Origin of the sequence: Pseudomonas sp. RV120224-01b (genome assembly GCF_003208145.1) — a bacterium.
GTDB lineage: Bacteria > Pseudomonadota > Gammaproteobacteria > Pseudomonadales > Pseudomonadaceae > Aquipseudomonas > Aquipseudomonas monteilii.
The window spans coordinates 21,284-47,135 of sequence record NZ_QKMQ01000025.1 but is presented as its reverse complement, the minus strand read 5'-3'; the positions used below and the strand labels follow the sequence as shown (position 1 = coordinate 47,135).

Annotated in this window: 26 protein-coding genes; 10 read left to right on the top strand and 16 right to left on the bottom strand. The window is 62.2% G+C overall.

Features of this window, described 5'->3' with window-relative positions; genetic code table 11:
- Both N436_RS28450 and N436_RS27305 read right to left on the bottom strand, forming a co-directional pair.
- Positions 1–864 (bottom strand): nucleotidyltransferase, encoded by an 864-nt coding sequence (locus N436_RS28450; RefSeq protein ID WP_146232458.1) that lies wholly within the window; start codon positions 862–864, stop codon positions 1–3.
- A gap of 326 nt (positions 865–1,190) precedes the next feature.
- The gene (locus tag N436_RS27305) at positions 1,191–2,141 is read right to left on the bottom strand and encodes a LysR family transcriptional regulator (RefSeq protein ID WP_110742424.1); all 951 of its coding nucleotides are present in this window, start codon (positions 2,139–2,141) and stop codon (positions 1,191–1,193) included.
- 132 nt (positions 2,142–2,273) lie between these two features.
- Here N436_RS27305 and N436_RS27300 point away from each other — a divergent pair, with 132 nt between their 5' ends.
- Both N436_RS27300 and mmsB read left to right on the top strand, forming a co-directional pair.
- Positions 2,274–3,800 (top strand): CoA-acylating methylmalonate-semialdehyde dehydrogenase, encoded by a 1,527-nt coding sequence (locus N436_RS27300; RefSeq protein WP_110742411.1) that lies wholly within the window; start codon positions 2,274–2,276, stop codon positions 3,798–3,800.
- Positions 3,801–3,809: 9 nt separating this feature from the next.
- Positions 3,810–4,697: a 3-hydroxyisobutyrate dehydrogenase gene (mmsB, locus tag N436_RS27295; protein ID WP_027609099.1), complete on the top strand. Its 888-nt coding sequence runs from the start codon at positions 3,810–3,812 to the stop codon at positions 4,695–4,697.
- Positions 4,698–4,786: 89 nt separating this feature from the next.
- Here the strand turns inward: mmsB and N436_RS27290 are convergent, their stop codons facing one another.
- Positions 4,787–5,131 carry a cupin domain-containing protein gene (locus tag N436_RS27290; protein WP_003258412.1) on the bottom strand — a complete coding sequence of 115 codons (345 nt, stop codon included), beginning with the start codon at positions 5,129–5,131 and terminating at the stop codon, positions 4,787–4,789.
- A gap of 96 nt (positions 5,132–5,227) precedes the next feature.
- Entirely contained in the window at positions 5,228–6,163 is a 936-nt protein-coding gene (gene dmeF / locus N436_RS27285) for a CDF family Co(II)/Ni(II) efflux transporter DmeF (protein ID WP_110742410.1), read from the bottom strand.
- 70 nt (positions 6,164–6,233) lie between these two features.
- Here dmeF and N436_RS27280 point away from each other — a divergent pair, with 70 nt between their 5' ends.
- A complete protein-coding gene (locus tag N436_RS27280) occupies positions 6,234–6,509 on the top strand; it encodes a metal/formaldehyde-sensitive transcriptional repressor (RefSeq protein ID WP_060500006.1) in 276 nt (91 codons plus the stop codon).
- A gap of 180 nt (positions 6,510–6,689) precedes the next feature.
- A complete protein-coding gene (locus tag N436_RS27275) occupies positions 6,690–7,097 on the top strand; it encodes a type II toxin-antitoxin system HicB family antitoxin (protein WP_105947029.1) in 408 nt (135 codons plus the stop codon).
- Positions 7,098–7,118: 21 nt separating this feature from the next.
- On the opposite strand, the gene N436_RS27270 is transcribed toward N436_RS27275, so the two are convergent.
- The 7 genes from N436_RS27270 to N436_RS27240 all read right to left on the bottom strand — a co-directional run bounded on the left by N436_RS27270 (position 7,119) and on the right by N436_RS27240 (position 13,925).
- Complete coding sequence (locus N436_RS27270; RefSeq protein WP_110742409.1) at positions 7,119–8,051, bottom strand: phosphatidate cytidylyltransferase; 933 nt, start codon at positions 8,049–8,051, stop codon at positions 7,119–7,121.
- 1 nt (position 8,052) lies between these two features.
- Entirely contained in the window at positions 8,053–8,676 is a 624-nt protein-coding gene (locus N436_RS27265) for a lysophospholipid acyltransferase family protein (protein ID WP_105947027.1), read from the bottom strand.
- Positions 8,677–8,686: 10 nt separating this feature from the next.
- A complete protein-coding gene (locus tag N436_RS27260) occupies positions 8,687–9,118 on the bottom strand; it encodes a hypothetical protein (RefSeq protein ID WP_110742408.1) in 432 nt (143 codons plus the stop codon).
- A complete protein-coding gene (locus tag N436_RS27255) occupies positions 9,115–10,551 on the bottom strand; it encodes a phosphatase PAP2/dual specificity phosphatase family protein (protein ID WP_110742407.1) in 1,437 nt (478 codons plus the stop codon). Before N436_RS27255 ends, N436_RS27260 begins: the two co-directional genes overlap by 4 nt.
- Positions 10,552–12,306, bottom strand: coding sequence for a bifunctional alpha/beta hydrolase/class I SAM-dependent methyltransferase (locus N436_RS27250; RefSeq protein ID WP_105947024.1), 1,755 nt, complete (start codon positions 12,304–12,306; stop codon positions 10,552–10,554). It abuts the gene before it with no gap.
- A 24-nt stretch (positions 12,307–12,330) separates the two neighbouring features.
- Positions 12,331–12,942: a CDP-alcohol phosphatidyltransferase family protein gene (locus N436_RS27245; RefSeq protein ID WP_105947023.1), complete on the bottom strand. Its 612-nt coding sequence runs from the start codon at positions 12,940–12,942 to the stop codon at positions 12,331–12,333.
- Between the two features lie 98 nt (positions 12,943–13,040).
- Positions 13,041–13,925 carry a LysR substrate-binding domain-containing protein gene (locus tag N436_RS27240; protein ID WP_110742406.1) on the bottom strand — a complete coding sequence of 295 codons (885 nt, stop codon included), beginning with the start codon at positions 13,923–13,925 and terminating at the stop codon, positions 13,041–13,043.
- Positions 13,926–14,002: 77 nt separating this feature from the next.
- On the opposite strand from N436_RS27240, the gene N436_RS27235 reads away from it, so the two are divergent.
- Entirely contained in the window at positions 14,003–14,767 is a 765-nt protein-coding gene (locus tag N436_RS27235; protein WP_110742423.1) for a sulfite exporter TauE/SafE family protein, read from the top strand.
- Here N436_RS27235 and N436_RS27230 read toward each other — a convergent pair.
- Entirely contained in the window at positions 14,757–15,071 is a 315-nt protein-coding gene (locus N436_RS27230; protein ID WP_016713437.1) for a putative quinol monooxygenase, read from the bottom strand. The genes N436_RS27235 and N436_RS27230 overlap by 11 nt on opposite strands.
- 163 nt (positions 15,072–15,234) lie before the next feature.
- On the opposite strand from N436_RS27230, the gene N436_RS27225 reads away from it, so the two are divergent.
- From N436_RS27225 to ggt, 3 genes are all read left to right on the top strand, one after another.
- Positions 15,235–15,825, top strand: a complete 591-nt coding sequence (locus N436_RS27225; RefSeq protein ID WP_060500016.1) for an NAD(P)H-dependent oxidoreductase — start codon at positions 15,235–15,237, stop codon at positions 15,823–15,825.
- Between the two features lie 30 nt (positions 15,826–15,855).
- The gene (locus N436_RS27220; protein ID WP_028699858.1) at positions 15,856–16,752 is read left to right on the top strand and encodes a LysR family transcriptional regulator; all 897 of its coding nucleotides are present in this window, start codon (positions 15,856–15,858) and stop codon (positions 16,750–16,752) included.
- Positions 16,753–16,869: 117 nt separating this feature from the next.
- Positions 16,870–18,537 (top strand): gamma-glutamyltransferase, encoded by a 1,668-nt coding sequence (gene ggt / locus N436_RS27215; RefSeq protein WP_105947021.1) that lies wholly within the window; start codon positions 16,870–16,872, stop codon positions 18,535–18,537.
- Between the two features lie 134 nt (positions 18,538–18,671).
- Here ggt and N436_RS27205 read toward each other — a convergent pair whose 3' ends face one another.
- Both N436_RS27205 and N436_RS27200 read right to left on the bottom strand, forming a co-directional pair.
- Entirely contained in the window at positions 18,672–20,591 is a 1,920-nt protein-coding gene (locus N436_RS27205; protein ID WP_110742405.1) for a methyl-accepting chemotaxis protein, read from the bottom strand.
- A gap of 174 nt (positions 20,592–20,765) precedes the next feature.
- Positions 20,766–21,659: a neutral zinc metallopeptidase gene (locus N436_RS27200; RefSeq protein ID WP_016713442.1), complete on the bottom strand. Its 894-nt coding sequence runs from the start codon at positions 21,657–21,659 to the stop codon at positions 20,766–20,768.
- A 200-nt stretch (positions 21,660–21,859) separates the two neighbouring features.
- On the opposite strand from N436_RS27200, the gene pcaH reads away from it, so the two are divergent.
- Both pcaH and pcaG read left to right on the top strand, forming a co-directional pair.
- Positions 21,860–22,579, top strand: coding sequence for a protocatechuate 3,4-dioxygenase subunit beta (pcaH, locus tag N436_RS27195; RefSeq protein ID WP_003251597.1), 720 nt, complete (start codon positions 21,860–21,862; stop codon positions 22,577–22,579).
- A 10-nt stretch (positions 22,580–22,589) separates the two neighbouring features.
- Complete coding sequence (gene pcaG / locus N436_RS27190) at positions 22,590–23,195, top strand: protocatechuate 3,4-dioxygenase subunit alpha (RefSeq protein WP_012274187.1); 606 nt, start codon at positions 22,590–22,592, stop codon at positions 23,193–23,195.
- A 208-nt stretch (positions 23,196–23,403) separates the two neighbouring features.
- Here the strand turns inward: pcaG and trmA are convergent, their stop codons facing one another.
- Positions 23,404–24,489, bottom strand: a complete 1,086-nt coding sequence (trmA, locus tag N436_RS27185) for a tRNA (uridine(54)-C5)-methyltransferase TrmA (RefSeq protein ID WP_110742404.1) — start codon at positions 24,487–24,489, stop codon at positions 23,404–23,406.
- The gene (locus N436_RS27180) at positions 24,486–25,781 is read right to left on the bottom strand and encodes an NCS2 family permease (RefSeq protein WP_110742403.1); all 1,296 of its coding nucleotides are present in this window, start codon (positions 25,779–25,781) and stop codon (positions 24,486–24,488) included. Before N436_RS27180 ends, trmA begins: the two co-directional genes overlap by 4 nt.
- Positions 25,782–25,852 lie beyond the last annotated feature (71 nt).

Here is a 25,852-nt window from a genome sequence, read left to right as displayed (position 1 = left end):
TCAGCCATAGTTTGGAAAAGAATTTCCGAAAATTTGTTGCCACGCTTCGATGGCACCCTTGTGGTTGTTGTTATCTCCGTACGTATTATGCCAAGCGGTTAGACTTTTTGCTATTGCTTTATCGAATCGCTTGAGCACTTCTTGACGGTCAGTCCAAGATAGATAGTCATCTGCATACCCTTTATCGTACCAGAGCGACTGCTGAAGCAGCTTACGTGCGTCATCAAAAAATTTGTGAACGTGCCATGATGTGTCGTCTAAATTCCCATTGAAAACTTTTAAAGCCAGAACTTCAATATGGTAGCTGCGAAGAAAATCACCATGAATACGATTCCAGTGCTTGATCATTTTTATGATGCGTCTAAAGTTTTTTCCGCACTCGCTAGATTTGGCCTCTATTTGTGATGCGAAGAATTTTGGTCGTGACTCGATCCATGTATCTGTGTTGGAGTCTGGCACATTGTAATGTGATACCGTGCCGTCTGAGTTAGTTGTTCTGCTTACAGGAACAATGTCAACGTTCGGCCAAGTTTTGTAGTGTAGGGTTACAGCTTGCCCATTGCGTCGCGCACCGGTTCTCCATTCGGCCAAGGCGTTGCGAATTTCCTGTAGCACTTGGGTCGGGGTTTTGTCCTTTATGTGCTTTCCATAATGTAGAGCAACCATTACGTCTAAGTCTGCATGGTCTTTCAGTGCAGTGAATTTTGGAATCGAGCCCGTACTGAAGCTTTCGATAATTTCGAATGATTTGCTCAGCGTCTTAACAATATCGTCCCGCCGCCGATTTGCAGTGTCGCGGTGATCACCTGCCAGATTTATTTTTTCGTAGAACTGATCGAAGGAAACAGCAACTGTGTATGGCATTCATGCCTCGATTTTTCTCGGTCATCAAAGATGTAATCTCTTGCTGGACTCCTGCATAAACCAGCAATTTCCAACTGTCCCAGAGAGCTCGCTTACCATGCACCATCTGTCTCATCGGCACCTAGGCAGTACAAACTGCATGCAAGGTGGCTTTAAGGAGATACGAGGGGTAAAAAGCTAAAAAGTGGCAAAAGGGCATCACCTAGAAGATAGCAAACCTAAGCTGCTTTTGGCATGGATTGCCGCCTTGTCACAACCACTGTCACAAGTCGTTGCCACAGGGTCCTTGCGATGGGTACGATGAAGCACCCTTACTCCTTGTCGATCTACCCCTGAGCAAACCGCATCTCCCGCGTTTCGCCCATCAACAACGGCGCATTCGCCTCGGTCACCCCGCGAATGTAATCCCACAACAGGGTAATCCGCTTCAATTTGCGCAAATCCTCCCGGCAGTACATCCAGAACTGCCGCGTCACCTCGATCTCCTCCGGCAACACCGTCACCAAGCGCGGGTCCTGGGCAGCCAGGAAACACGGCAATATCGCCAACCCACGCCCCTGCAACGCCGCCGTGTACTGCGCAATCACACTGGTGCTGCGTAGGTGCGCAGTGGCACCGGGAATCAGGTTGGCCAGGTACAAAAGCTCCGAACTGAACGCCAAATCATCCACGTAACTGATAAAGGGATGTTTGGCCAAGTCTGCCACCTGACGAATCGGCGCGTGGCTGTCCAGGTAATCCTGCGTCGCATACAGCCGCAAGCGGTAATCACACAGCTTGCAGCACACATAAGGCCCATGCTCCGGCCGCTCCAGCGCGATGACGATGTCCGCCTCGCGCTTGGACAGGCTGATGAAGTGTGGCAGCGGCAGGATATCCACCGAAATCGCCGGGTAGGCATCAACGAAGTGGCTCAGCTGCGGGGTAATGAAGAAGCTGCCGAAGCCCTCCGTGCAACCCATGCGTACATGCCCCGACAGCGCCACGCCCGACCCGGACACCTGCTCGCAGGCCATGTGCAGCGTGCTTTCGATCGACTCGGCATAGCCCAGCAGGCGCTGACCTTCGGCGGTTAGCACAAAGCCGTTGGTCCGCGATTTTTCGAACAGCAACGTACCCAGCGCCCCCTCCAGCGAGCTGATGCGCCGCGACACCGTGGTGTAGTCCACGCTCAGCCGTTTGGCGGCACTGCTGGCCTTGCGGGTGCGGGCCACTTCAAGGAAAAACTTCAGGTCGTCCCAGTTGAGGGCACTCAGGGATGTGAGGTCTTTTTGCATGATGATCCGGTTTTTTTGTGCGTTCTTGTTGGATGTTTGCACATCTATACTCGAAACAAGCCTCAGGACGCCACCTTGCGTTTGCTTGGCGCTGGCGATCTCGTCCCGACAATAATTCCAAGGAGAACGCAGATGAACGCACCGCAATCCCCGAACCCGACCAAGGTCGAGCAGGTCAAGCTGCTGATCGACGGCCAATGGGTCGAGTCGAAGACCACCGAATGGCGCGACATCGTCAACCCTGCCACCCAGGAAGTACTGGCGCACGTGCCGTTTGCCACTGTCGAAGAAGTCGACGCTGCCGTGGCTGCTGCCCATCGCGCTTTCCAGACCTGGCGCGACACCCCGATTGGCGCACGCATGCGCATCATGCTCAAGCTGCAGGCGCTGATCCGCGAACACACCAAACGCATTGCCCAGGTGCTCAGCGCCGAGCAGGGCAAAACCCTGGCTGATGCCGAAGGCGATATCTTCCGTGGGCTGGAAGTGGTCGAGCACGCGGCGTCCATTGGCACCCTGCAGATGGGCGAATTCGCCGAGAACGTCGCAGGCGGTGTCGATACCTACACCCTGCGCCAGCCGATTGGTGTATGCGCCGGCATCACCCCGTTCAACTTCCCGGCGATGATCCCGCTGTGGATGTTCCCCATGGCCATCGTCTGCGGCAACACGTTCGTGCTCAAGCCGTCCGAACAGGACCCTCTCTCGACCATGCTGCTGGTCGAGCTGGCGCTGGAAGCCGGCGTACCGGCCGGTGTGCTTAACGTGGTGCACGGTGGCAAGCAAGTGGTGGATGCCATTTGCACCCATCAAGACATCAAAGCCATTTCCTTCGTTGGCTCTACCGAAGTCGGCACCCACGTGTACAACCTGGGCAGCCAGCACGGCAAGCGCGTGCAGTCGATGATGGGCGCCAAGAACCACGCCGTTGTGCTGCCCGATGCCAACCGCACGCAAACCATCAACGCCCTGGTCGGTGCTGCTTTCGGCGCGGCGGGCCAGCGTTGCATGGCCACCTCGGTGGCGGTGCTGGTGGGCAAGGCTCGCGAATGGCTGCCGGATATCAAGGAAGCGGCCAGCAAGCTCAAGGTCAATGCCGGCTGTGAGCCTGGCACCGATGTCGGCCCGGTAGTGTCCAAGCGCGCCAAGGAGCGTGTGCTGGGCCTGATCGAAAGTGGCATCAAGGAAGGCGCCAAGCTGGAGCTCGACGGCCGTGACGTCAAGGTGCCGGGCTACGAGCAAGGCAACTTCGTCGGCCCAACCCTGTTCTCGGGCGTGAAGACCGACATGCAGGTGTACACCCAGGAAATCTTCGGCCCGGTGCTGGTGACCCTGGAGGTCGATACCCTCGACGAAGCCATCGCCCTGGTCAACGCCAACCCGTTCGGCAACGGCACCGGCCTGTTCACCCAAAGCGGCGCGGCAGCGCGCAAGTTCCAGAGCGAAATCGACATCGGCCAGGTCGGCATCAACATCCCGATCCCGGTACCGGTACCGTTCTTCAGCTTCACCGGTTCGCGTGGTTCCAAGCTCGGTGACCTCGGCCCGTACGGCAAGCAGGTGGTGCAGTTCTACACTCAGACCAAGACCGTCACCGCCCGCTGGTTCGATGACGACAGTGTCAATGACGGTGTGAACACCACCATCAGCCTGCGCTAAGGAGACGTCATGCGTATTGCATTCATTGGCCTCGGCAACATGGGCGCGCCCATGGCCCGTAACCTGATCAAGGCCGGGCATCAGCTGAACCTGTTTGACCTGAACAAAACCGTGCTGGCCGAGCTGGCAGAACTGGGCGGGCAGATCAGCCCGTCGCCCAAGGACGCGGCGGCCAACAGCGAGCTGGTCATCACCATGCTGCCCGCGGCGGCCCATGTGCGCAGCGTATACCTGAACGACGACGGCGTGCTGGCCGGCATTCGCCCCGGCACACCAACCGTGGACTGCAGCACCATCGACCCGCAGACCGCACGCGATGTGTCCAAGGCCGCAGCGGCCAAGGGTGTGGACATGGGCGACGCGCCAGTGTCCGGTGGCACCGGCGGCGCGGCAGCGGGCACCCTGACCTTCATGGTCGGTGCCAGCGCCGAGCTGTTCGCCAGCCTCAAGCCGGTGCTGGAGCAGATGGGCCGTAACATCGTGCACTGCGGTGAAGTCGGCACCGGGCAGATCGCCAAGATCTGCAACAACCTGCTGTTGGGCATCTCCATGATCGGTGTGTCCGAGGCCATGGCCCTGGGTAACGCACTGGGCATCGACACCAAGGTGCTGGCCGGCATCATCAACAGCTCGACCGGGCGTTGCTGGAGTTCGGACACCTACAACCCGTGGCCGGGCATCATCGAAACGGCGCCGGCATCGCGTGGCTATACCGGTGGCTTTGGCGCCGAACTGATGCTCAAGGACCTGGGGCTGGCCACCGAAGCGGCACGCCAGGCACACCAGCCGGTGATCCTCGGGGCCGTGGCCCAGCAGCTGTATCAGGCCATGAGCCTGCGCGGCGAAGGGGGCAAGGACTTCTCGGCCATCGTCGAGGGGTATCGCAAGAAGGATTGACGAGCGAGGTGGACTTCTTCGCGGGCCAGGTGGCCTTCCCTCTGTAACTGCGCACCAGAGGGAAGGGCGCCTGCCCCGCGATTTTTTTATCAGGCGAAAACGAAATACTTGCGCACGGTTTCGACCACTTCCCAGGTGCCTTTCATCCCTGGTTCGATCACGAACACATCACCCGCCTTCAGGTGCTTCGGTTCTTCGCCTTCCGGGGTGATGATGCAGTAGCCATCGAGGAAGTGGCAGAACTCCCACTTCTCGTAGTTGACCTCGAACTTGCCCGGGGTGCAGATCCAGGTGCCCATGATCTTGCTGCCGTCGGCCGACAGGTAGGCATTGAGGTTGACGGTGTGCGGATCGCCGCCGATGCGCTTCCACTTGGTGGCGTCCACGACCGGCGTCGGGCAGGTTTCGCGCAGGACGGTGATGAAATCGGACATGGCACAACTCCTGGTGACTGGCTGAATGACTCGTCACCATAGGGCTATCGACCGAGCCGCAGTTGCCTGGGCTCGACGTCCAGCTGTCTGGTCGCGCTATGCCAGGCGGTTTACCTCGACGGTGATGTGCGCCAGTTCTTCATGCACAGCCAAGGCCTGGCGCACGCTGTCGGCGCTGAGGGAACCTTGAGTGGCCAAGCCGAGAATGCAGGCGTACTGGTCCTTGCCCACCCGCCATACATGCAGGTCGGTGATGCTGGCCGGTACTGGCAGTTGCGCCACCACTTCGCGGATCTCTGCCACCACCGGCGCGTCCATCTCCGCATCCAGCAGCACCCGCCCGGTATCACGCAGCAGGCCACGGGCCCACAGCGCCACCAGCAGCGCACCCACCAGGCCCATGACCGGGTCGAGCCAGCTGGCGCCCCAGAACTTGCCGGCCAGCAGGGCAACGATGGCCAGCACCGAAGTGGCGGCATCGGCGACCACATGCAAGTAGGCCGAGCGCAGATTCAGGTCGTGGTGGTGATGGCCGTGGTCATGGTGATGGTCGTGCCCATGATGATCATGATGGTGATGGTCATCGCGCAGTAGCCAGGCACAAATCAGGTTGACGGCAAGGCCTATCACGGCGATGAAGATGGCCTCGTCATAATGGATCGGCCCCGGTGCCAGCAGCCGCTCCACCGACTGGAACACCATCAGTCCGGCCACGCCCAGCAACAGCAGCGCGCTGGAATAACCACCGAGAATCTCGATTTTCCAGGTACCGAAGGCAAAGCGTCGATCAGCGGCATAGCGCCGTGCGGCGGCGTAGGCCAGTAGCGACAGGCCAAGGGCCAGCGCGTGGGAGCTCATGTGCCAGCCGTCGGCCAGCAGTGCCATGGAGTTGAAGAACCAGCCACCGGCAATCTCCGCCACCATCATCACGGCGGTCAGCCACACCGCCAGGCGGGTCTTGCGCTCGGCGCCCAGGTTGCTGGTGTGGAACTGATGGCTGTGCTGCCAACGGTCTGAGGTTTGTGTCGCCATGGTTTATCATGCTCCCGGAAGATCGAGAAATATACTATACCCCAGTATACCTAGCATGGTGTGGAATCCAATGGCACATACCCTGAAGAGCAAGAAGCAACTGCTGACCCGGGTGCGCAAGATCAAGGGCCAGGCCGCTGCGCTTGAGACGGCGCTGGAGCAGGACAAGGACTGCCTGGCGATCCTGCAGCAGATCGCCGCCGTGCGCGGCGCGGTGAACGGGCTGATGGCTGAAGTGATGGAAGGGCACATCCGCGAACATCTGGTGGCGGACGGGCTGAGCGCCGAGGAGCGGCAGGATGAGGCGGACAAGGTGGCGGCGTTGTTGCGGTCTTACCTCAAGTAGCCTGTTGTCATGATCGTGGATACCCCAGGGGGGTATCGGTTTTCGGGTGAGGGGGCATATTTCCTACATTTCGGCAGGTACTCCCTTACATAGCGGTCCAAATCGTCCGCTAGTCTGGTCAGGTGTGGATAGTGTGTAGTGTGCTTCGTTTTGGTTCACGAGTGACAACGGAGGTAATCAATGAAATTTCCGGTCGTATTGCACAAAGACGCCGGTTCGGATTACGGCGTGACCGTTCCCGATGTTCCCGGTTGTTTCTCCGCCGGTGCCACTGTCGCACTGGCGTTGGAGAACGTGCTGGAGGCGTTGGCGCTGCATTTCGAAGGGTTGGTAGCCGATAACGAGGCGTTGCCGCAAGCACAGGAAATCGATGTCCATGTGGCGAATCCTGATTTTGAAGGCGGGGTCTGGGCCGTGGTGGATTTTGATGTCACCCCCTACCTGGGTAAGGCGGTTCGCTTCAATGCAACGCTGCCAGAAAACCTGCTTCAGCGGATCGATGAAAAAGTGAAGCGTGACCACCGTTATGCATCCCGCTCCGGTTTTCTGGCCACGGCTGCTTTACGAGAGTTGGCGCTTTCACACTGATCATCGTTGTGCACGCATGCGTTACGCCCACCAATACCGCACAAAGTGGAAGAACACCGGCGCCGCAAAGCACACCGAGTCCATACGGTCGAGCATGCCGCCATGGCCTTCGATCATGTGTCCCCAGTCCTTCACCCCTCGGTCGCGCTTGATTGCCGACATTACCAGCCCGCCGAAAAAGCCCATGGTGTTCACGGTCAGGGCCATCAGTGCGGCCTGCCAGAAGGTGAACGGGGTGATCCAGCACAGCAGGGCGCCGATCAGGGTAGCCAGTGCCACGCCGCCGGCCAGGCCTTCGACGGTTTTGGACGGCGACAGGTTGGGTGCCACCTTGTGTTTGCCGAACAGCTTGCCGCATACGTACTGCAGCACGTCGCTGATCTGCACCACCAGGATCAGCCAGGCGATCAGCAACAGGTTGCGGCCCTCGTAACCCGGGATGTCCAGTGTCATCAAGGCCGGCACCGATGACACGCAGTACACCGCGATCATCAACCCCCACTGTACCTTTGACGCACGTTCAAGGAAGCGTGTGGTATCGCCGCCGAAGCTGGCCAGGATTGGCAGCAGCAGGAACAGGTACACCGGGATGAAGATGCTGAACAGGCCGTACCAGTCCATGGCGATGAGCACGTACTGCACCGGCAGCGCCACATAGAACGCCGCCACCAGCGCCGGGTAGTCGCTGCGCCGGGTCGGGGTAAGGGTCATGAACTCGCGCAGGGCGTAGAACGACACGCCGTAGAACAGCACGATCACACCGTACTTGCCGAACAGGAAAGCGATGCCGATGACCAGCACCATCACCCACCAGGCGTTGATGCGGGCGTTGAGGTTGTCGATTACCGCGTGTGGCGCTGGGCCTGCGCGCCACTTGAGCAGGCGGCCGATCATGCTGGCGAGCAGCAGCAGGGCGCCGATGCCGGCGAACAGGGAAAGGGTATTGTCGTCCATGTCAGGCATCCTTCGGGGCCAGGGTCAGCAGGGCCTGGCTGGCCCGCTCGAGAAAGGCCTGCTTGCTTTCATCAGCGTGCAGGTGCAACGGTTCGCCAAAGCTCAGTGTGCAAAGTAGGGGCAACGGAAGGGCACGGCCCTTGGGCATCACCCGGTTGAGGTTGGCGATCCAGACCGGTACCAGCTCGACGTCGGGGTTGGCTGCCGCCAGGTGGTACAAGCCGCTTCTGAACGGCATCAGCGGCTCGTCACCCAGGTTGCGCGTACCTTCCGGGAAGAAGATCAGCGAGTCGCCCTGGGCCACGGCTTCGAGGATCGGTTGCAGCGGGCTGCCCTGGCCTTCACTGCGTTGCCGATCAATCAGCACGCCGTTGAACACCTTGCGAATGAGAAAGTCGCGAATGCCCGGTTTGGCCCAGTAGTCCGCGCCAGCGACCGGGCGGGTGCGCTTGCGCAGAGGTTGCGGCAGTGAGGCCCACAGCAGTACGAAGTCACCGTGGCTGCTGTGGTTGGCGAAGTACAGGCGCTGTACCGGCAGCGGCGTGCAACCCAGCCAAAGGGCGCGGGCGCCTGTGATCAGGCGGGCGGCGGAGGTGATGACATAGGCGGTCAGGTTGGCGAGCATGGGGCGTTCGTTATCCCTTCAAAGGCAGTGTCAGCAGGGTAGCCAAGGCTAGCGAGAGCTGCAGGCCCAGGCATACGGCCTGACGGCGCAACAGGCCTAGTGCGGCCTGGCTGCGGGCAGGCCAGGCGCGACCGTCGGTGGCCTGTGGTTTGAGTTTCAGTTCGAACAGGGCATGGTCCAGGGCCTGGGTGTCTGCCACCAGGTCTTCGCTATTGGCGAGGTGGGCAAACAGTTCGGCATCTAGCGCCACGCGGATGGCCCAGTACTTGTGCAGCATGCCGAGCGCCAGCAGCACGCTGCACAGCACGCTGGCCAGCGGTTGCAGTGGGGCTCCCAGCAAAGGTGCAAGGCCGTAGGCCAGGGCCAGCAGGGTGAGGCCGTCAGACAGGCGCTCCAGCTGTTTGCCCCGGCCCAGCAGGCTGGCGACCACGCGCAGGTTCATGGTTGTGCTCCAAGCTGTTGCAGGGCCTGGCGATGCGCGCTGTGCAGGACGATGCCGGGGCGGGCTTTGCGGATAAGCGATTCTGCCTGTTGGGCATCGTTGCAGCGGCCGGTAACGATCAGCCAGGCGGCCACGGCGGTGGCGCTGCGTGAGTAGCCCAGGGCACAACAGACCAACACGGGGCTTTGGGTGCGCAGGTGTTCGATAGCGCTGGCGGCTTGTTGTAGCAGCGTAACGTCTGGCGCTATCAGATCCAGGGTTGGGAAACACTTATAGCCAACAGCTGACACGACCGTTGTGGGAGCGGCCTTGTGTCGCGAAAGGGGCGCGAAGCGGCCCCGGGTTTTCAGCTTCGCAGCTGAAACTGTCGGGGCTGCTCCGCAGCCCTTTCGCGACACAAGGCCGCTCCCACAACGGTTTGCGATACACGGTAGCTCGGCGCACAAATCAATAATCGCAGCGAACTGTGTGCCCCGCATCGGGATTCTCCCTAGATACACTCCGTCGCATACTTCATCCGCTTGCGGATGGCGCCGGGTCCACAGTCTCGAATTGAGCCACGCGCCCGCCAGATAGGGGGCCAACAGCCACTGGGTCGCAATCGACAAGCGCCCGTCGACACCCTTCTGAAAACCACCCGCCCCGAACACGGCATAGTTCAGTGCCACCAGCCCCAGCGACACGGCCGGCCAACTTAACCACAACCAAGCCCCGCCCATCGTAGCGGCAGGAAGTGCACACAGCAGCGCACCCACGGCATAACAACCGGCGACCTTCCAACGCTTGGCATCCTGAGCAAGGTGGGCGGCTTGAAAAGGCAGGCGCCCCTGACATGGCCACAGCCACAGGCAGGCAAACCCGGCCAGCGCCCCCGTGGGTACATCGATGAAATGATGCTGCCAGGTGGTCAGCACCGACACCCCGATCAGCGCCATCCAGCCATGCATCAGCCAACGCCAGGGCTGGCGTTGCACATGCCGGGCGAACATCGTCCAGATGACCACCAGCAAAGCGATGTGCAGCGAAGGCGCCTGGTTGAAGGGTTTGTCGAAGCCCATCAACACATCGAACAGCCAGCCGAACAGCCCGTCCAGGTCCGGTCGCTCGAAGGTGAAACGCAGCGGCCACAGCAGGAAGCAACTGACGCTGATCACCTGTGCGGTAAGCAGCGCCAGCGCGTGGCGGTCCATTTCCTGGCGTGTGCGCGGCAGCAGGAAGGACAGCCCGTAGAGCAGGTCGATCGACCAGTACGGGATGATCGTCCAGGGCCACAGCGGCATGCCGTGCTCCCAGCCGAACACCAGGCTGCCGACATCACTGCGCCCGGCCGTGTAATGGTTCGCCAGCCCATAGCTGAGGAAAAACAACGGCCCCAGCAGCAGAAGCCAGAACACGCCCCGGCGAATCAGCCCAGGCTCGCGTGGCGGGCTCACTCAGCGTACCCGCTGTGCCAGGCTGACGCTGAAAATGCCCCATTCATCGATACGTTGGGCCAGCTTGCGGAAGCCCGCTGCCTCGACCAGCTGGTCCATCTCGGCCTGGCTGCGGCGGCGCATCACCCAGGCCTCGCCACCCCGATGGCTGGTGAGGGCGCGGGCAATCATCTCCAGTTGCGGGTGCCACGGCTGGCCGGTGTAGACCAGGTAGCCGCCATCCTCTACGGCGTCGGCCAGCCCCGCCAACGAGTTGCCCACCAGTTGGTTACTGGGGAAGAGTTCGTACAGCCCTGAAACCACGGCCAGCGTTGGGGGTTGTTCAAGTGTGGCCAGGCTCTGGCGATCGAAAGCATCGCCCTGGACGAAGCGGGCAATGTCGGCCAGGCCCTTTTCGCTGATCAGCGCGCTGCCTTGCTGAACATTCAGTTCGCTGTAGTCGCGCAGCAGGATCGAATCCGGCAGCTGCTCAAGGTCTTGCAGGGCTTCGAGGATGTAGCGGCCATGGCCGGCGGCAATATCGACAACGTGCACGGGCCGTTGTTGTTCACGCAGGCGGGCGATGGCCAGGCGCAGCAATTCTTCGACGTGCAGCTTGCGCTGGCGAATGCCACGCCAGCCGATGGCGTCGAGGTAGTTCTGGTCGATCAGGCGGCCCAGTTTGCCCTTGCCGGTCGGCTGGTTGCGGTACACGTAGTCGAGGGTGCTGCCCGAGTCGAAGCCGGTGTCGAAGCCCAGCTTCACGCCTTCGGACAGCCCCTTGCCCAGCTGCAGGCCCGCGCGGGTGGCGCGCCAGTAAAGGTCGCGGGGCGAATTGCGTGGCAAGGGTGCGGCCAGGCTCTCGGCCTCGGCGCAGCTGGCGCCGGTCTTGTCGGCATCCAGCAATGACGGCTGTGCGGCGGGGTGGGTGAAGCAGTGTTCGACAAACCGTTCGATACGCCTCAGCGCATGGGCCCGATCACGTTCACCCAAGGTGTCGTGGAAGAACCCGGGCAGTATGTGCATTTCCTTGCGGGCACTGCCCAGCCGTTCGAAAAAGCGCTCCTGTGGCTGGCGCTCGACCACGAAGTCGGCCCCCGAGACCAGCAATTGGGTCGGTACCTGAATGGCCTGGGCGTCTGCCACTACCCGGTCGGCGGCTTCGTACAGGCCTAGCAGCATGGTCACTGAAATCGGCCGGCTGATCAGCGGGTCGGCCACGTACGACATCACCCGCTCTGGGTCATGGGTAAGCAGGCGCGGCTTGACGTAGCTGTTGACGAAGAAGTTGCCGCGCAAGGCCTTGAGCAGTTTCAGGCCGGGGCGGGCGAACGGCACGTACAGCTTGACCTTGAATGCCGGCGAGGCCAGCACCAGGCAGCGCACCTTGGGCGCGTAGTCGTGGGCCCAGGTGGCAATCAGCACGGCGCCGACGCTTTGCGCCAGCACCACCACGTCCTGCTCGGCGATACCGTGGTGGGCCTGGATATGTTCGATGAAGGTTTGCACGTCGCGCACGCTGGTGGCGAACCCTGGGCTGTCGCCGCGCGCACCTGGCGACTGGCCGTGGCCGCGTGCATCCCAGGCGAAGAAGTCGTAGCCCGGCATGTCCAGTTCATCGGCCAGGTGGGCCATACGCCCGCCGTGTTCATGGCCTCGGTGGAACATCACCACCGCCCGGCGTGGCTGGTGTTCGTTGCGGGTGGCAGGCCAATGACGGTAGTGCAGCTCGACACCGTCATGGGTGGAGAAGTGCAGCGCTTGCGCTTGGCGCATGGTCAACGTCCTTTTGCGACGATTTTAGGCTCTGCGGGTTTCGGCCAGCCCCTGGCGAACCCGGTTGTAGAGGGTATAGAGCGAGAGCACGAGGATGACCAGCAGCAAACCATTGATCCAGCTGCCGTTCAGCAGGCCAAAGGCGACGCCGGTGCCCAGCACGCCGAAGGCAAAGGCGCGGTCGCTTTTGCCCATGGGGCCGTCATAACGCCGCGATGCGCCGGCCAGCGGGCCCATGACCCCGGCGTACTCGCTGAAGGTGGCGCACAGCACCACCAGCACCACCAGCGTAGGTGACACGCCAGCCAGCAGGGCGAAGGGCAGGTACAGGGCGGCGTCGGCGATCACGTCGCAGAGTTCGTTGAGGTAGGCGCCGAGTGTGGATTGCTGGCCGAACTCCCGGGCCAGCATGCCGTCGACGGCATTCAGCGCCATGCGCAGCAGCATCCACACTGGCACCAGGATGAACAGCCAAGTGGCATGGGGCAGGGCGGCCAGCAGCAGGCCCAGCAGGATCGATACCACGGCGGCGGTGACGGTGACCTGGTTGGCGGTGACGCCCCGGTCATGCAGGCGCTGGACGGTTGGGCGCAGCAGGGCCTGGAAGCGTGGTTTGAGCTGGTAGATCGATGCCACTGGAAAGTCCTTTTTAGTGGGGCGTCATGGCGCCATTGTGTGTGAGCCTTCTTCGCGGGTAAACCCGCGAATGCGGCATCACAGGCACCGTCACAATCTCAGGCTTCCACCAACCGATCCACCAAGCCCGACGCATACCCTGGCAACGCCGCAAAGTCCCGTGTACACACCAGCAACCGGCGGTTCGCCCAGGGCTCTGCCAAGGCCGCCCAGTGCAGTGGCAGCATCCCTTGCCAGCGTTTCACCGCTGCCAGTGGCACCACTCCGACCCCAGCCCCGCCTGCAACCATGCGGATCACGCCATCAAACCCTTCGGCCCGCACTCTCACCTGCATCCGCCGCCCCTCGCGCAGCGCCTGTTCCTCCAGGTACAACGCCAATGCACTACCTGCTCCAAGCCCGACATAGCCATACACCAGGCTGTCGATGAAGCAGGGGGCAGTCTCGTTGGCTAGCGGATGGTTTTGCGGCGTTACCAGCACCAGTGGGTCGTCACGAAATGGCCGGGTTTGCAGGTGCTCGCTGGGCGCAGCAGTAGAAACGATGCCCAAGTCCGCCATGCCCTGGGTAATCGCCTGCACGATGCGCAGGCTTGGCAGCTCCTGCACATCAACGCTGACCCCAGGGTTTTCAGCCAGGTAATGGGCCAGCAACTCAGGCAGGTACTCCGTGAGCGCAGCGGTGTTGCACAGCAGGCGCACTTGACCCTGCTTGCCCTGAGCGTACTGGCCCAGGTCGAATTGCAGGCGTTCCACCTGCTGTGCAATCAGCCTGGCATGCTGCAATAGCGCCTGGCCGGCTGGGGTCGGCTGCACGCCACGGCGGTTGCGTTCGAGCAACGGGATACCCAGCGATGCCTCCATGGCGCGGATGCGCGCACTGGCTGCAGGCAGCGACAGATGGCTACGGCCGGCACCGGCGGTGATGTTGCCGCACTCCAGGGTGTGCTGGAACAGCTTGAGGTCGATCAGGTCGAAATGCATGTGCCTCTGTCTTTGCAAGAGTCTGGCTAATGGTATGGCAGATTTTCACCCTGCCCGCTACCGGCCATTATCGGCCCATGACTACCTTGCTTGCTTTCTACCAGAACATTGGCCCAGCGCTCTCGCTGCTGGTGGTGCTGACCTTCCTGCTGGCCGGCGCAGTGAAGGGCGTGATCGGCCTGGGGCTACCCACCATCGCAATGGGTCTGCTGGGCCTGGCTATGCCACCGGCGCAGGCTGCTGCAATGCTGATCGTGCCTTCGACCCTCACCAACCTTTGGCAATTGGCAAGTGGCGGGCACCTTCAGGCCTTGCTGGTGCGGCTAGGCCCGATGCTGGCATTTATCTTCATTGGCACCTTGCTGGGCAGCGTCTGGTTGGGCATCAACAGCGGCCCATGGGCCGTCCACGCACTGGGTGCGGCCTTGCTGGTGTATGCGGTGTACGGGCTGATTGGCCCAGGTTTGCAAGTGGCGGCGGCGCACGAGCGCTGGCTGGGGCCGGTTTGTGGGCTGGTGACGGGTGTGGTCACGGCGGCAACCGGGGTGTTCGTGATACCGGCTGTGCCCTACCTGCAGAGCCTGGGCCTGGGCCGCGAGCAACTGATCCAGGCCTTGGGCCTGTCGTTCACGGTTTCGACCCTGGCCCTGGCCGTTGGCCTGGCCGGGCAGGATGCCCTCGGTGGCCAGGCGTTGGGAGCTTCGCTGCTGATGCTGGCGCCAGCCCTGCTCGGCATGCTGGTCGGCCAGTGGTTGCGTCAGCGCATCAGCGCGCGGGTGTTCAAACGTTGCTTTTTCATCGGCCTGGCCGCACTGGGCGGCCATTTGCTGATCAACGGCTAGCGCTTGAGGCGCTGAGCATGTCGACCCGCTGGATATCGAAATCGCGCTCCAGGTAATCCATGCGCTTTTCGAAGAACGCGGCCATGTGCGGCAGGGCCGAATGCACATCCAGCGCGGCCTGGTCGGCCCACACTTCGAAGAACACGAACAGGCTCGGGTCCTGCTGGTCACGCAGCATGTGGTACTCGATGCAGCCCGGCTCCTGGCGGCTTGGCTCGACGTAAGGGCGGAACAGGTTTTCGAAGGCGTCAGCCATTTCCGGGCGGGTCTTGGCTTTGAGGATGAAGGCGAACTGCTCGCTCATGGGGTGCTACTCGGTGATGGGAAGGTGAACCGATTCTACGGCAATAATATGGTGCGCATTCGTGACTTCTGGTCAATTGTATTTTGCCCCGTTACCGCTGTATCCCACCCTCATGAGTCTCTAACCTGCCGGCATGAATTCTGACCCGGCCGGGGAGGCCAGCATGAAAAAGATCCTTCTGCTCAATGGTGGTAAACAGTTCGCTCACTCCGATGGTCGCCTCAACGCGACCTTGCACGAAGCGGCCATCGCTCACCTGGACCGCGCCGGTTTCGATGTGCAGGAGACGTTCATCGACGGCGGCTACGACGTGCAGGCTGAAGTGGAGAAGTTCCTCTGGGCCGATGTCATCATCTATCAAATGCCGGGCTGGTGGATGGGCGCGCCCTGGACCGTGAAGAAGTACATCGATGAAGTCTTCACCGCTGGCCATGGCAGCCTTTACGCCAACGATGGCCGCACCCGTTCGGACCACTCGCAAAAGTACGGCAGCGGTGGTTTGGTGCATGGCAAGCAGTACATGCTGTCGCTGACCTGGAACGCGCCGCAGCAGGCATTCGATGACCCTGCCGACTTCTTCGAAGGCAAGGGTGTGGATGCCGTGTACTTCCCGTTCCACAAGGCCAACCAGTTCCTTGGCATGACCGGCCTGCCGACCTTCCTGGCAGTGGATGTGATGAAACGCCCGGATGTACCGGCGGCACTGGCGGCTTATGAGGCACATCTGGACAAGGTGTTCGGCAAGGCGATCTAATCCAGACAAGTAGCTGCCGCAGGCCAGAATGTGAAAACCCGATCCGAAGAGCTCCAGGTGTTCGTCGCTGTCATCGACTGCGGCTCGATCTCTGCCGCTGCCGAGCAGATGGGCCAGACCCCGTCCGCCGTCAGCCGTACCTTGTCGCGCCTGGAGGGCAAGCTCGGCACTACCTTGGTCAACCGCACCACCCGGCGTATGGACCTGACCGAGGAAGGGCGCTTTTTCCTTGAGCGTTCGCGGCAGGTACTGGAGCAGATGGACGAGATGGAAGAGCGCCTGTCGATGAACCGCCAGACCGCTACCGGGCGCCTGCGCATCAATGCGGCCGCGCCGTTCATGCTGCATGCCATCTTGCCGTGGATCGGCGAGTTTCGCCGCCAGTACCCGGGTATCGAGCTGGAGCTGAACACCGACGACCTGATCATCGACCTGCTGGAGCAGAGCACCGACGTGGCCATCCGCATCGGTGAGCTGGCCGACTCCAGCCTGCACGCACGCAACCTCGGTTGCAGCCCGGTGCAGGTGCTGGCCAGCCCGGCTTACCTTGAGCAGCACGGTACACCGCAGCAGGTCGAGGACCTGGCCAATCATTGCCTGCTGGGTTTCAGCCAGCCCGAATCGCTCAACCAGTGGCCACTGCGCCATGCCCAGGGTGACCGTTGGAGCATTCGCCCGGCGCTGATCGCCTCCAGTGGCGAGACCCTGCGCCAGCTGGCGCTGGCCGGCGAGGGCATCGTCAGTCTGTCGCACTTCATGACCCACGAGGACATTCGCACCGGGCGCCTGCAGGTGCTGCTGAGCGAGGCCAACAATGGCTATCGCCAGCCGATTCACGCGGTGTACTACCGCAACACCCAGCTGGCATTGCGTATCCAGTGCTTCCTTGATTTCATCCAGCGCAAGCTGGCGATGTACGCCTGCTGAGTTGCCTGAACGCGACAGATCCTGTCCGCAGGCGGCGAAACTTCCTACGTGTTATTGCGCAGTCGAACCGCTTCGGCCTTACTGACTGCTCAACAAAAACAACACCAAGGAAGTGTCATGCGTATTGTTCCGTTCCAGTACCTGGCTCTCGCAGCCGCGATCCTGAGCTGTTCCTCGGTTTACGCCGCCACGCTGGAGGGTGGCGCGGTGGCTGCCCCCGATCAATATGGTGCACAGGTGGCTGCCGATATTCTGAAAAAGGGTGGTAACGCGGTGGATGCCGCGGTGGCCACTGCCTTCACCTTGGCGGTGACGTACCCTGAAGCCGGCAACATTGGTGGTGGCGGGTTCATGACCCTGTTCGTCGACGGCAAGCCTTACTTCCTCGATTACCGCGAAGTCGCGCCAAAGGCCGCCACGCGCAACATGTACCTGGATGACAAGGGCGAAGTCATCGAGAACCTCAGCCTGGTCGGGGTGCGTGCAGCAGGTGTGCCCGGCACCGTGATGGGCCTGTGGGAGGCACACAAGAAGTTCGGCAAGCTGCCCTGGAGCGAGCTGCTGACCCCGGCCATCGGCTATGCGAAAAACGGCTTCAAGGTGGCGGAAAAGCAATACCAGTACCGCAACGATGCCCAAGGCATGTTCAAGACGGCGACCAACTTCAACGACTACTTCGGCAACATGAAGGTCGGTGAACTGTTCAAACAGCCAGAAATGGCCCAGACACTGGAGCGCATCGCCGACAAGGGCGTGAGCGAGTTCTACCAAGGCAAGACCGCCGACCTGCTGGTGGCGCAGATGAAGGCCGACAAGGGCCTGATCACCAAAGAAGACCTGAAGGACTACAAGGCCGTATGGCGTGAGCCGATGGCCGTGAGCTGGCGTGGCAACGTAGTCTACACCGCGCCACCGCCAAGCTCTGGCGGTGTGGCCCTGGCCCAGCTGCTGGGCATCAAGGAAGACCGCGCGGCGGACTTCAAAGGGGTAGCGCACAACTCGGCGCAGTACATCCACCTGTTGGCCGAGATCGAGAAGCGCGTGTTCGCCGACCGCGCCGACTACCTCGGTGACCCGGCGTTCACCAAGGTACCTGTGGATAAACTGGTGGCCAAGGACTACCTGGCCAAGCGTGCCGCGCAGGTCAACCCGAAGGCCATTTCCGACACCGACAAGGTCAAGCCTGGCCTTGAGCCGCACCAGACCACGCACTTCTCCATCGTCGACAAGCAGGGCAACGCGGTCAGCAACACCTACACCCTCAATCTCGACTACGGCAGTGGCGTGGTGGTGAAGGGGGCAGGCTTCCTGCTCAACGACGAGATGGATGACTTCAGCGCCAAGCCGGGGGCGGCGAATGCCTTTGGTGTGGTGGGGGGCGATGCCAATGCCATCGAACCGGGCAAGCGCATGCTGTCGTCGATGAGCCCTAGCCTGATGACCCGCGATGGCAAGGTGGCGCTGGTGATCGGCACGCCGGGTGGCTCGCGGATCTTTACCTCGATCTTCCAGGTGATGAACAACCTGTACGACTACGGCATGCCGCTGGACAAGGCGGTGGCGGCGCAGCGCGTGCACCATCAGTTGCTGCCCAAGGACACCATTTACTTTGATGCCTATGCGCCGTTGACCGGACCGGAGGCTGATAAGTTGAAGAAGATGGGTTATGTGCTGGAGGATCAGGGCTGGGAGATGGGGGATATCCAGGCGATCCGGGTGGACGGGACGAAGCTTGAGACCGCCTCCGATCCGCGTGGGCGTGGGGTGGGGATGATCGTCAAGTAAGTCGTTGCCTGTGACGGCCCTATCGCCGGCAAGCCAGCTCCCACAGGTACGCCGCAGCCCTTGAGGCTTGTGCTGTCTCTGTGGGAGCCTGGCTTGCCGGCGATGGGCCGCAAAGCGGCCCCAGGTTCTTGAGGTCAGACGCGGAACTGGCTGACCAGCGTCTGCAACTGCCCACCCAGCCGCGCCAGCTCCACGCTGGACGCCGCCGTCTCGTCACTGGCCGCTGCCGTCTGCTCCGACACATCGCGCACATTCAGAATGCTGCGGCTGATCTCTTCAGCCACCGCGCTCTGCTGCTCTGCCGCCGCCGCAATCTGCTGGTTCATCGACTGGATGCTCGACACCGTGCTGGTGATGCTCTCCAGCGAAGCCCCGGCCTTGCGTGCCAGCTCGACGCTGCTGTCGGTGAGGGTACGGCTGCCCTGCATGGCGTTCGCCACTTGCTGGGTGCCATGTTGCAGGCTGGCAATCAGCTCTTCGATTTCTTCGGTGGACTTCTGCGTGCGCTGCGCCAGGCCGCGCACTTCGTCGGCAACCACGGCAAATCCACGCCCGGCTTCGCCAGCACGCGCCGCTTCGATCGCTGCGTTCAGCGCCAGCAGGTTGGTCTGTTCGGCCACCGACTTGATCACGTCCATCACGCTGCCGATCTTCTGGCTTTCCTGCTGCAGCAGGTTCATGGCTTCGGTGGAGCGGTGCATGTCTTCGGCCAGGCGCTCGATCTGGCCAATCGCCTCGCCCACCACGCGATCGCCGGCACGGGCTTCGTCGTCGGCACCGGTGGCGGCATGCGAGGCCTGCTCGGCGTTGCGTGCCACTTCCTGAACGGTGGCGGCCATTTCGTGCATGGCGGTGGCCACCTGGTCGGTCTCGACCTTCTGGCTGTTGGCGCCCGCGCTGGTCTGTTCGGTGACTGCCGACAGCTCTTCGGCGGCGCTGGCGATCTGGGTGACGCCATCGCGAATGCCGGTGATCAGCTCGCGCAGGGTGGTGCCCATGCGTGCGATGCCTTGCTGCAACACGCCCAACTCATCGCGGCGGGTGACGCGCAGGTGCTGGGTAAGGTCGCCGCTGGCGATCTTTTCCACCGCGCCCAGGGTTTCACGCAGCGGGCCGGTGATCTGGCGGGTGATCAGCACCGCTGCCAGCACGCCAACCAACAGCGCCAGCAACGTGGCGATGGCTTGCAGGCTGCGGGCCTGGGTGCTTTCGATGTCGCGGCGCTCCAGCTGGATCTGGTACAGCGCATCACTGCGCTTGACGATGTCGGCACCCTGTACGGTCATTTCGGCGCGTGAGGTGGTGATGTCGGCGACTGCGTCGCGGAATTGGCGGACGGCGTCGCGGTAGGCCAGCACCGAGCGCTCGAACTGTTGCAGGCGAGCATCTTCGGCGGGTAGCTGGCGCTTGAGGTTGTCGATATCGGCCAGCGCCGCATCCAGCTGGCGCAGGGCGGCCTGCTCGTTGGCGGCAGTGTTGTCGGCAATGTAGCCGCGCACATCGATGCGCACCTGCAGCAGTTGCTGACGGGCTTTGCTGATCAGCTGGTACTGGGCCAGGCGTACGCTGTCGGCCTCGGGGCGTGCCATCACTTCCTGGCTGAGCACATCCATGGCCTGGTCGGCGCGGGTTGCCGAGCTGTCCATCGCCGTGCGCGCGGTACGGGTGGCGTCGTAGCCCTGGCGCATCTTGTTCAGCGACAGCTTGTAGGCGCTGATGGTTTCGCCCAGTTCATTCAGCAGCTTGATGTTTTCCGGGCTCTTGAAGGTGCTGGCCAGGTAGGCCTGTTGCTTGCTGAATGCGTCCAGTTTGGTCTGGGTGTTGGCGGCGGCGGCATCGTCGCCGTTGGCGATCATGTACTGCAGGCGCGCAATGCGCAGGTCGGTGAGATCCTTGTTCAGCTGGCCGATGTCGCCCATCCAGTTGCTGCGGTCGATCAGGCTGCCCAGGCTGGTCCAGCCGGTGAGGGCCAGCAGGCCGGTGAGGACCAGCACCAGGCCGAAGCCCAGGCCGAGTTTGAGGTTGACGCTGATGTTGGCGAACCAGCTGTTCATGCACGCTCTCCAGAAGTAGTTTTCGCTCTCTTGATCTTCGATCGCCAGGCGTTGTTGTTCTGGATGCCCGCTGATTCGTGCAGGGGTTATCGGCAATGATTGCGGAAGCTGAAACGCTTTTTCAGCAGATTTGTAACTGGATAAATTGGGGCTGCAAAGCGGCCCCAATCAGTCTCAAAGGTTACGCGCACTGAAGGTATCGCAGCTGTTCACCTCGCCCTGGGCAAACCCGGCCTTGAACCAGCGCACCCGCTGCGCCGAAGTGCCATGGGTGAACGAGTCCGGCACCACGCGCCCGCGGCCTTGCTGCTGCAACCGGTCATCACCGATGGCGTTGGCAGCATTCAGCGCTTCTTCAACGTCACCCGGCTCCAGCCAGTTCAGGCGCTTCTGCGCCTGGTAGGCCCACACACCGGCCAGGCAGTCGGCTTGCAGTTCCTGGCGCACCAGCAAGCCGTTGTCGCCCTCCATGCGCTGGCCGTTGCGGCGCGCGGCATCCACCTTGGCCGAAACGCCCAGCAGGGTCTGCACATGATGGCCGATTTCGTGAGCGATCACGTAGGCCTGGGCGAAGTCGCCAGCGGCAGCAAAGCGGGTTTCCATTTCGCGGAAGAACGACATGTCCAGGTACACCCGCTGGTCTGCCGGGCAATAGAACGGCCCCACTGCCGCCGAGGCGAAACCACAGGCTGAATTGACCTGGCCACTGAACAGCACCAGCTTGGGGTCGCGGTACTGTTTGCCGGCTTCGGCAAACAAGGCTTTCCAGGTGTCTTCGGTGTCGCCCAGGATCGAGGCAACGAATTCGGCCTGCTGGTCATTGGCCGGTGGCGCCTTGCCACCCGCACCACTCGGTGCAACCTGCGTCTGTTGCTGCTCCATCTGGCCGGCGAGCTGGCCAAGAATCTGCAGCGGGTCCTGCCCGGTGAGCCAGCCGATGCCGACGATCAGCAGGATCGCCCCAAGCCCCAGCCCCTTGCCGCCGCCGAAACGCATGCCGCCGCCACCGCCACCTTCGCCTCGGGCATCGACCACGTTGTCGCTGCGTCGGCCTTTTCGCCATTCCATGAGTGCTCTCCCGAGCGTGAAACAAGAAGACAAAGATTAGTTCACGACAGCGGCAGGTGTCAGGCCAAGGTGTTAATCCATAACCATATGGTTATGTTTAAGGTGCCTGATTTCAATATTCATCGCGCGCGACTTGTCAGAAACTGCAAGTCCGCCTGCCACGCCCAGGCCTTCACATAATTCCAAGAGAGGAAACCGGCATGCCCGCACAGGACAACAGCCGCTTCGTGATCCGTGATCGCAACTGGCACCCCAAAGCCCTTACGCCTGACTACAAGACGTCCATTGCCCGCTCGCCGCGCCAGGCACTGGTCAGCATCCCACAGTCGATCAGCGAAACCACGGGGCCAGACTTTTCCCACCTGGGCTTTGGTGCCCACGACCATGACCTGCTGCTGAACTTCAACAACGGTGGCCTGCCAATCGGCGAGCGCATCATCGTTGCCGGCCGCGTCGTCGACCAGTACGGCAAGCCTGTGCCGAATACTCTGGTGGAGATGTGGCAAGCCAACGCTGGCGGCCGCTACCGCCACAAGAACGACCGTTACCTGGCTCCGCTGGACCCGAACTTCGGTGGTGTCGGCCGTTGCCTGACCGACCGTGACGGCTACTACAGCTTCCGCACCATCAAGCCGGGCCCGTACCCATGGCGCAACGGCCCTAACGACTGGCGCCCGGCGCACATCCACTTCGCCATCAGCGGCCCGTCGATTGCGACCAAGCTGATCACCCAGCTGTACTTCGAGGGTGACCCGCTGATCCCGATGTGCCCGATCGTCAAGTCGATCGCCAACCCGCAAGCCGTGCAGCAGTTGATCGCCAAGCTCGACATGAGCAACGCCAACCCGATGGACTGCCTGGCCTACCGCTTCGACATCGTGCTGCGCGGCCAGCGCAAGACCCACTTCGAAAACTGCTGAGGACCCCGCCATGCCAATCGAACTGCTGCCGGAAACCCCTTCGCAGACCGCCGGCCCCTACGTGCACATCGGCCTGGCCTTGGAAGCGGCCGGCAACCCGACCCGCGACCAGGAAATCTGGAACCGCCTGGCCAAGCCAGACGCGCCGGGCGAGCACATTCTGCTGATCGGCCAGGTGTATGACGGCAACGGCCACCTGGTGCGCGACTCGTTCCTGGAAGTGTGGCAAGCCGACGCCAACGGCGAATACCAGGATGCCTACAACCTGGAAAACGCCTTCAACAGCTTTGGTCGCACCGCCACCACCTTCGATGCCGGCGAGTGGACGCTGCACACGGTCAAGCCGGGCGTGGTGAACAACGCGGCTGGCGTGCCGATGGCGCCGCACATCAACATCAGCCTGTTTGCCCGGGGCATCAACATTCACCTGCACACGCGCCTGTACTTCGATGACGAAGCCCAGGCCAACGCCAAGTGCCCGGTGCTGAACCTGATCGAGCAGCCACAGCGGCGTGAGACGTTGATTGCCAAGCGTTGCGAAGTGGACGGGAAGACGGCGTATCGCTTCGATATCCGTATTCAGGGGGAAGGGGAGACGGTCTTCTTCGACTTCTGATTAAAGCTTGGGGCCGCTTCGCGCCCCATCGCCGGCAAGCCAGCTCCCACACCGTTCGATGTGGGGCGGCTTTCTTGGCTTGCCTGTCGGGCCCCATTGCTGGCAAGACAGTTCTCACAGTTACTGCACAGGCCTTGAGGGCAGCGCGGTCGGTGTGGGAGCTGGCTTGCCTGCGATGGGCTGCAAAGCAGCCCCGGCGATCTGAAGGCTACCGCCGAACCAGCAGAACCCCACTCTCCATATGGTGGGTGTAGGGGAACTGGTCAAACAACGCACACCGCTCGATGCGGTGGGTGTCCTGCAACTGGGCAATGTTCGCCGCCAGCGTTTCCGGGTTGCACGAGATGTACAGAATCCGCTCGAAACGCCGGGTCAGCTCGCAGGTGTCCGGGTCCATCCCCGCGCGCGGCGGGTCGACGAACACGGTGCCGAAGTCGTAGCTTTTCAGGTCGATGCCTTCCAGGCGACGGAACGGCCGCACCTCATTCAGCGCCTGGGTCAGCTCTTCTGCCGACAAACGCACCAAACGCACGTTATCCACAGCGTTCTCGTCGAGGTTGCTCAGCGCGGCATTGACCGAAGTCTTGCTGATTTCGGTCGCCAGCACCTGGCGCACGCGGGTAGCCAGCGGCAGGGTGAAGTTGCCGTTGCCGCAGTACAGCTCCAGCAAATCGTCTTCACGCTCGCCGATGGCGTCGAACGCCCAGCTCAGCATCTTCTGGTTTACCGCGCCGTTAGGCTGGGTGAACGCGCCTTCCGGTTGGCGATAGCTGAACACACGGCCAGCCACGTCGAGCTTTTCCACCGCATAGTCGCGGCCGATCACCAGGCGCTTGCCTTTGGAGCGGCCAATCACGCTAACACCCAGCGCTTCAGCCAGTTGCCGCGCTTCCACTTCCCACGCCTCGTCCAGCGGGCGGTGGTAGCACATGGTGATCATCGCATCGCCGGCCAGGGTGGTCAGGAACTCCACCTGGAACAGGCGGTTGCCCAGTTCTTCACTGGCCTGCCAGGCCGCCCTCAGGCGCGGCATCAGCGCATTGATGCGCTGGCTGGCAATGGGGAAATCCTCGATCAGGATTGCCTTGTGCTTCTCGCCCGGGGCAAACATGGCGTAGTGGCGCTGGCCATCCTCGCGCCACAGACGGAACTCGGCGCGCAGGCGGTAGTGCTCGCGCGGCGAGTCGAAAACAGCCGGCTCCGGCGCGCCGAAGGGCGCCAGCAGCTCGCGCAGCCGGGCCACCTTGGCTTCCAGCTGGGTGGTGTAGGAGGAGGGGTCGAAAGCAGCACTCATGCGTTGAACCAGCCCAGCTTGATGACGAACAGGATGGAGAGGATCACCAGGGCCGGGTTCAGGTCGCGGTGGCGGCCGGAGATCAGCTTGACGGCGGTCCAGGAAATGAAGCCGAAGGCGATACCGTTGGCGATCGAGTAGGTCAGCGGCATGGCCAGGGCGGTCACCACCACCGGTGCGGCTTCGGTGACGTCGTCCCAGTTTATTTCTGCCAGGCCCGAAGCCATCAGCACCGCGACGAACAGCAACGCCGGGGCGGTGGCAAAGGCCGGCACGCTACCGGCCAGCGGGGCGAAGAACAGCGCCAGCAGGAATAACGCGGCAACCACGATGGCGGTCAGGCCAGTGCGGCCACCGGCGCTCACGCCGGCAGCGGACTCGATGTAGCTGGTGGTGGTCGAGGTGCCCAGCAGCGAACCGGCCATGGCGGCGGTGCTGTCGGCGATCAGGGCGCGGCCCATTTTCGGCATGTGGCCGTCCTTGCCCATCAAACCGGCGCGCTTGGCCACGCCGATCAGGGTGCCGGAGTTGTCGAACAGGTCGACGAACAGGAAGGCGAAGATCACGCTGACCAGGCCTACGTCCAGCGCACCGGCAATGTCCAGTTGCAGGAAGGTTGGCGCCAGCGACGGCGGCATGGAGACGATACCGCCGAACGGCGTCACGCCCATCACGATCGAGGCGATGGTCACCGCCAGGATGCCGATCAGCACGGCGCCGCGCACTTTCAGCGACTCCAGGCCCACGATCAGGAAGAAGCCCAGGGTGGCGAGGATCGGAGCCGGCTGCTTGAGGTCGCCCAGGCCCACCAGGGTAGCCGGGTTATCGACGACGATGCCGGCGTTATGCAGCGCGATCAGCGCCAGGAACAGGCCGATACCGGCGGCAATCGCCGAGCGCAGCGGCAGCGGGATGCTGTTCACGATCCATTCGCGGATGCGGAAGATCGACAACAGGAAGAACATCACCGCCGACAGGAACACCGCACCCAGCGCCACTTGCCAGGTGTGGCCCATGTGCAGCACCACGGTGTAGGTGAAGAATGCGTTCAGGCCCATGCCCGGCGCCAGGGCGATCGGGTAGTTGGCGATCAGGCCCATGGTCACCGAGCCGATGGCTGCGGCCAGGCAGGTGGCGACGAAGATCGCGCCTTTGTCCATGCCGGTCTCGCCGAGGATGCTCGGGTTGACGAACAGGATGTAGGCCATGGCCAGGAAGGTGGTGACGCCCGCGAGAATCTCGGTGCGCACATTGGTGTTGTGTGCTTTTAGTTGAAACAGCCTTTCCAGCATGCCCGCTCCCCAAGGCGCCCCCGGCGCCATGAATGTATCGACCCCATCAGCAAAGCACAGACCGTACCGGT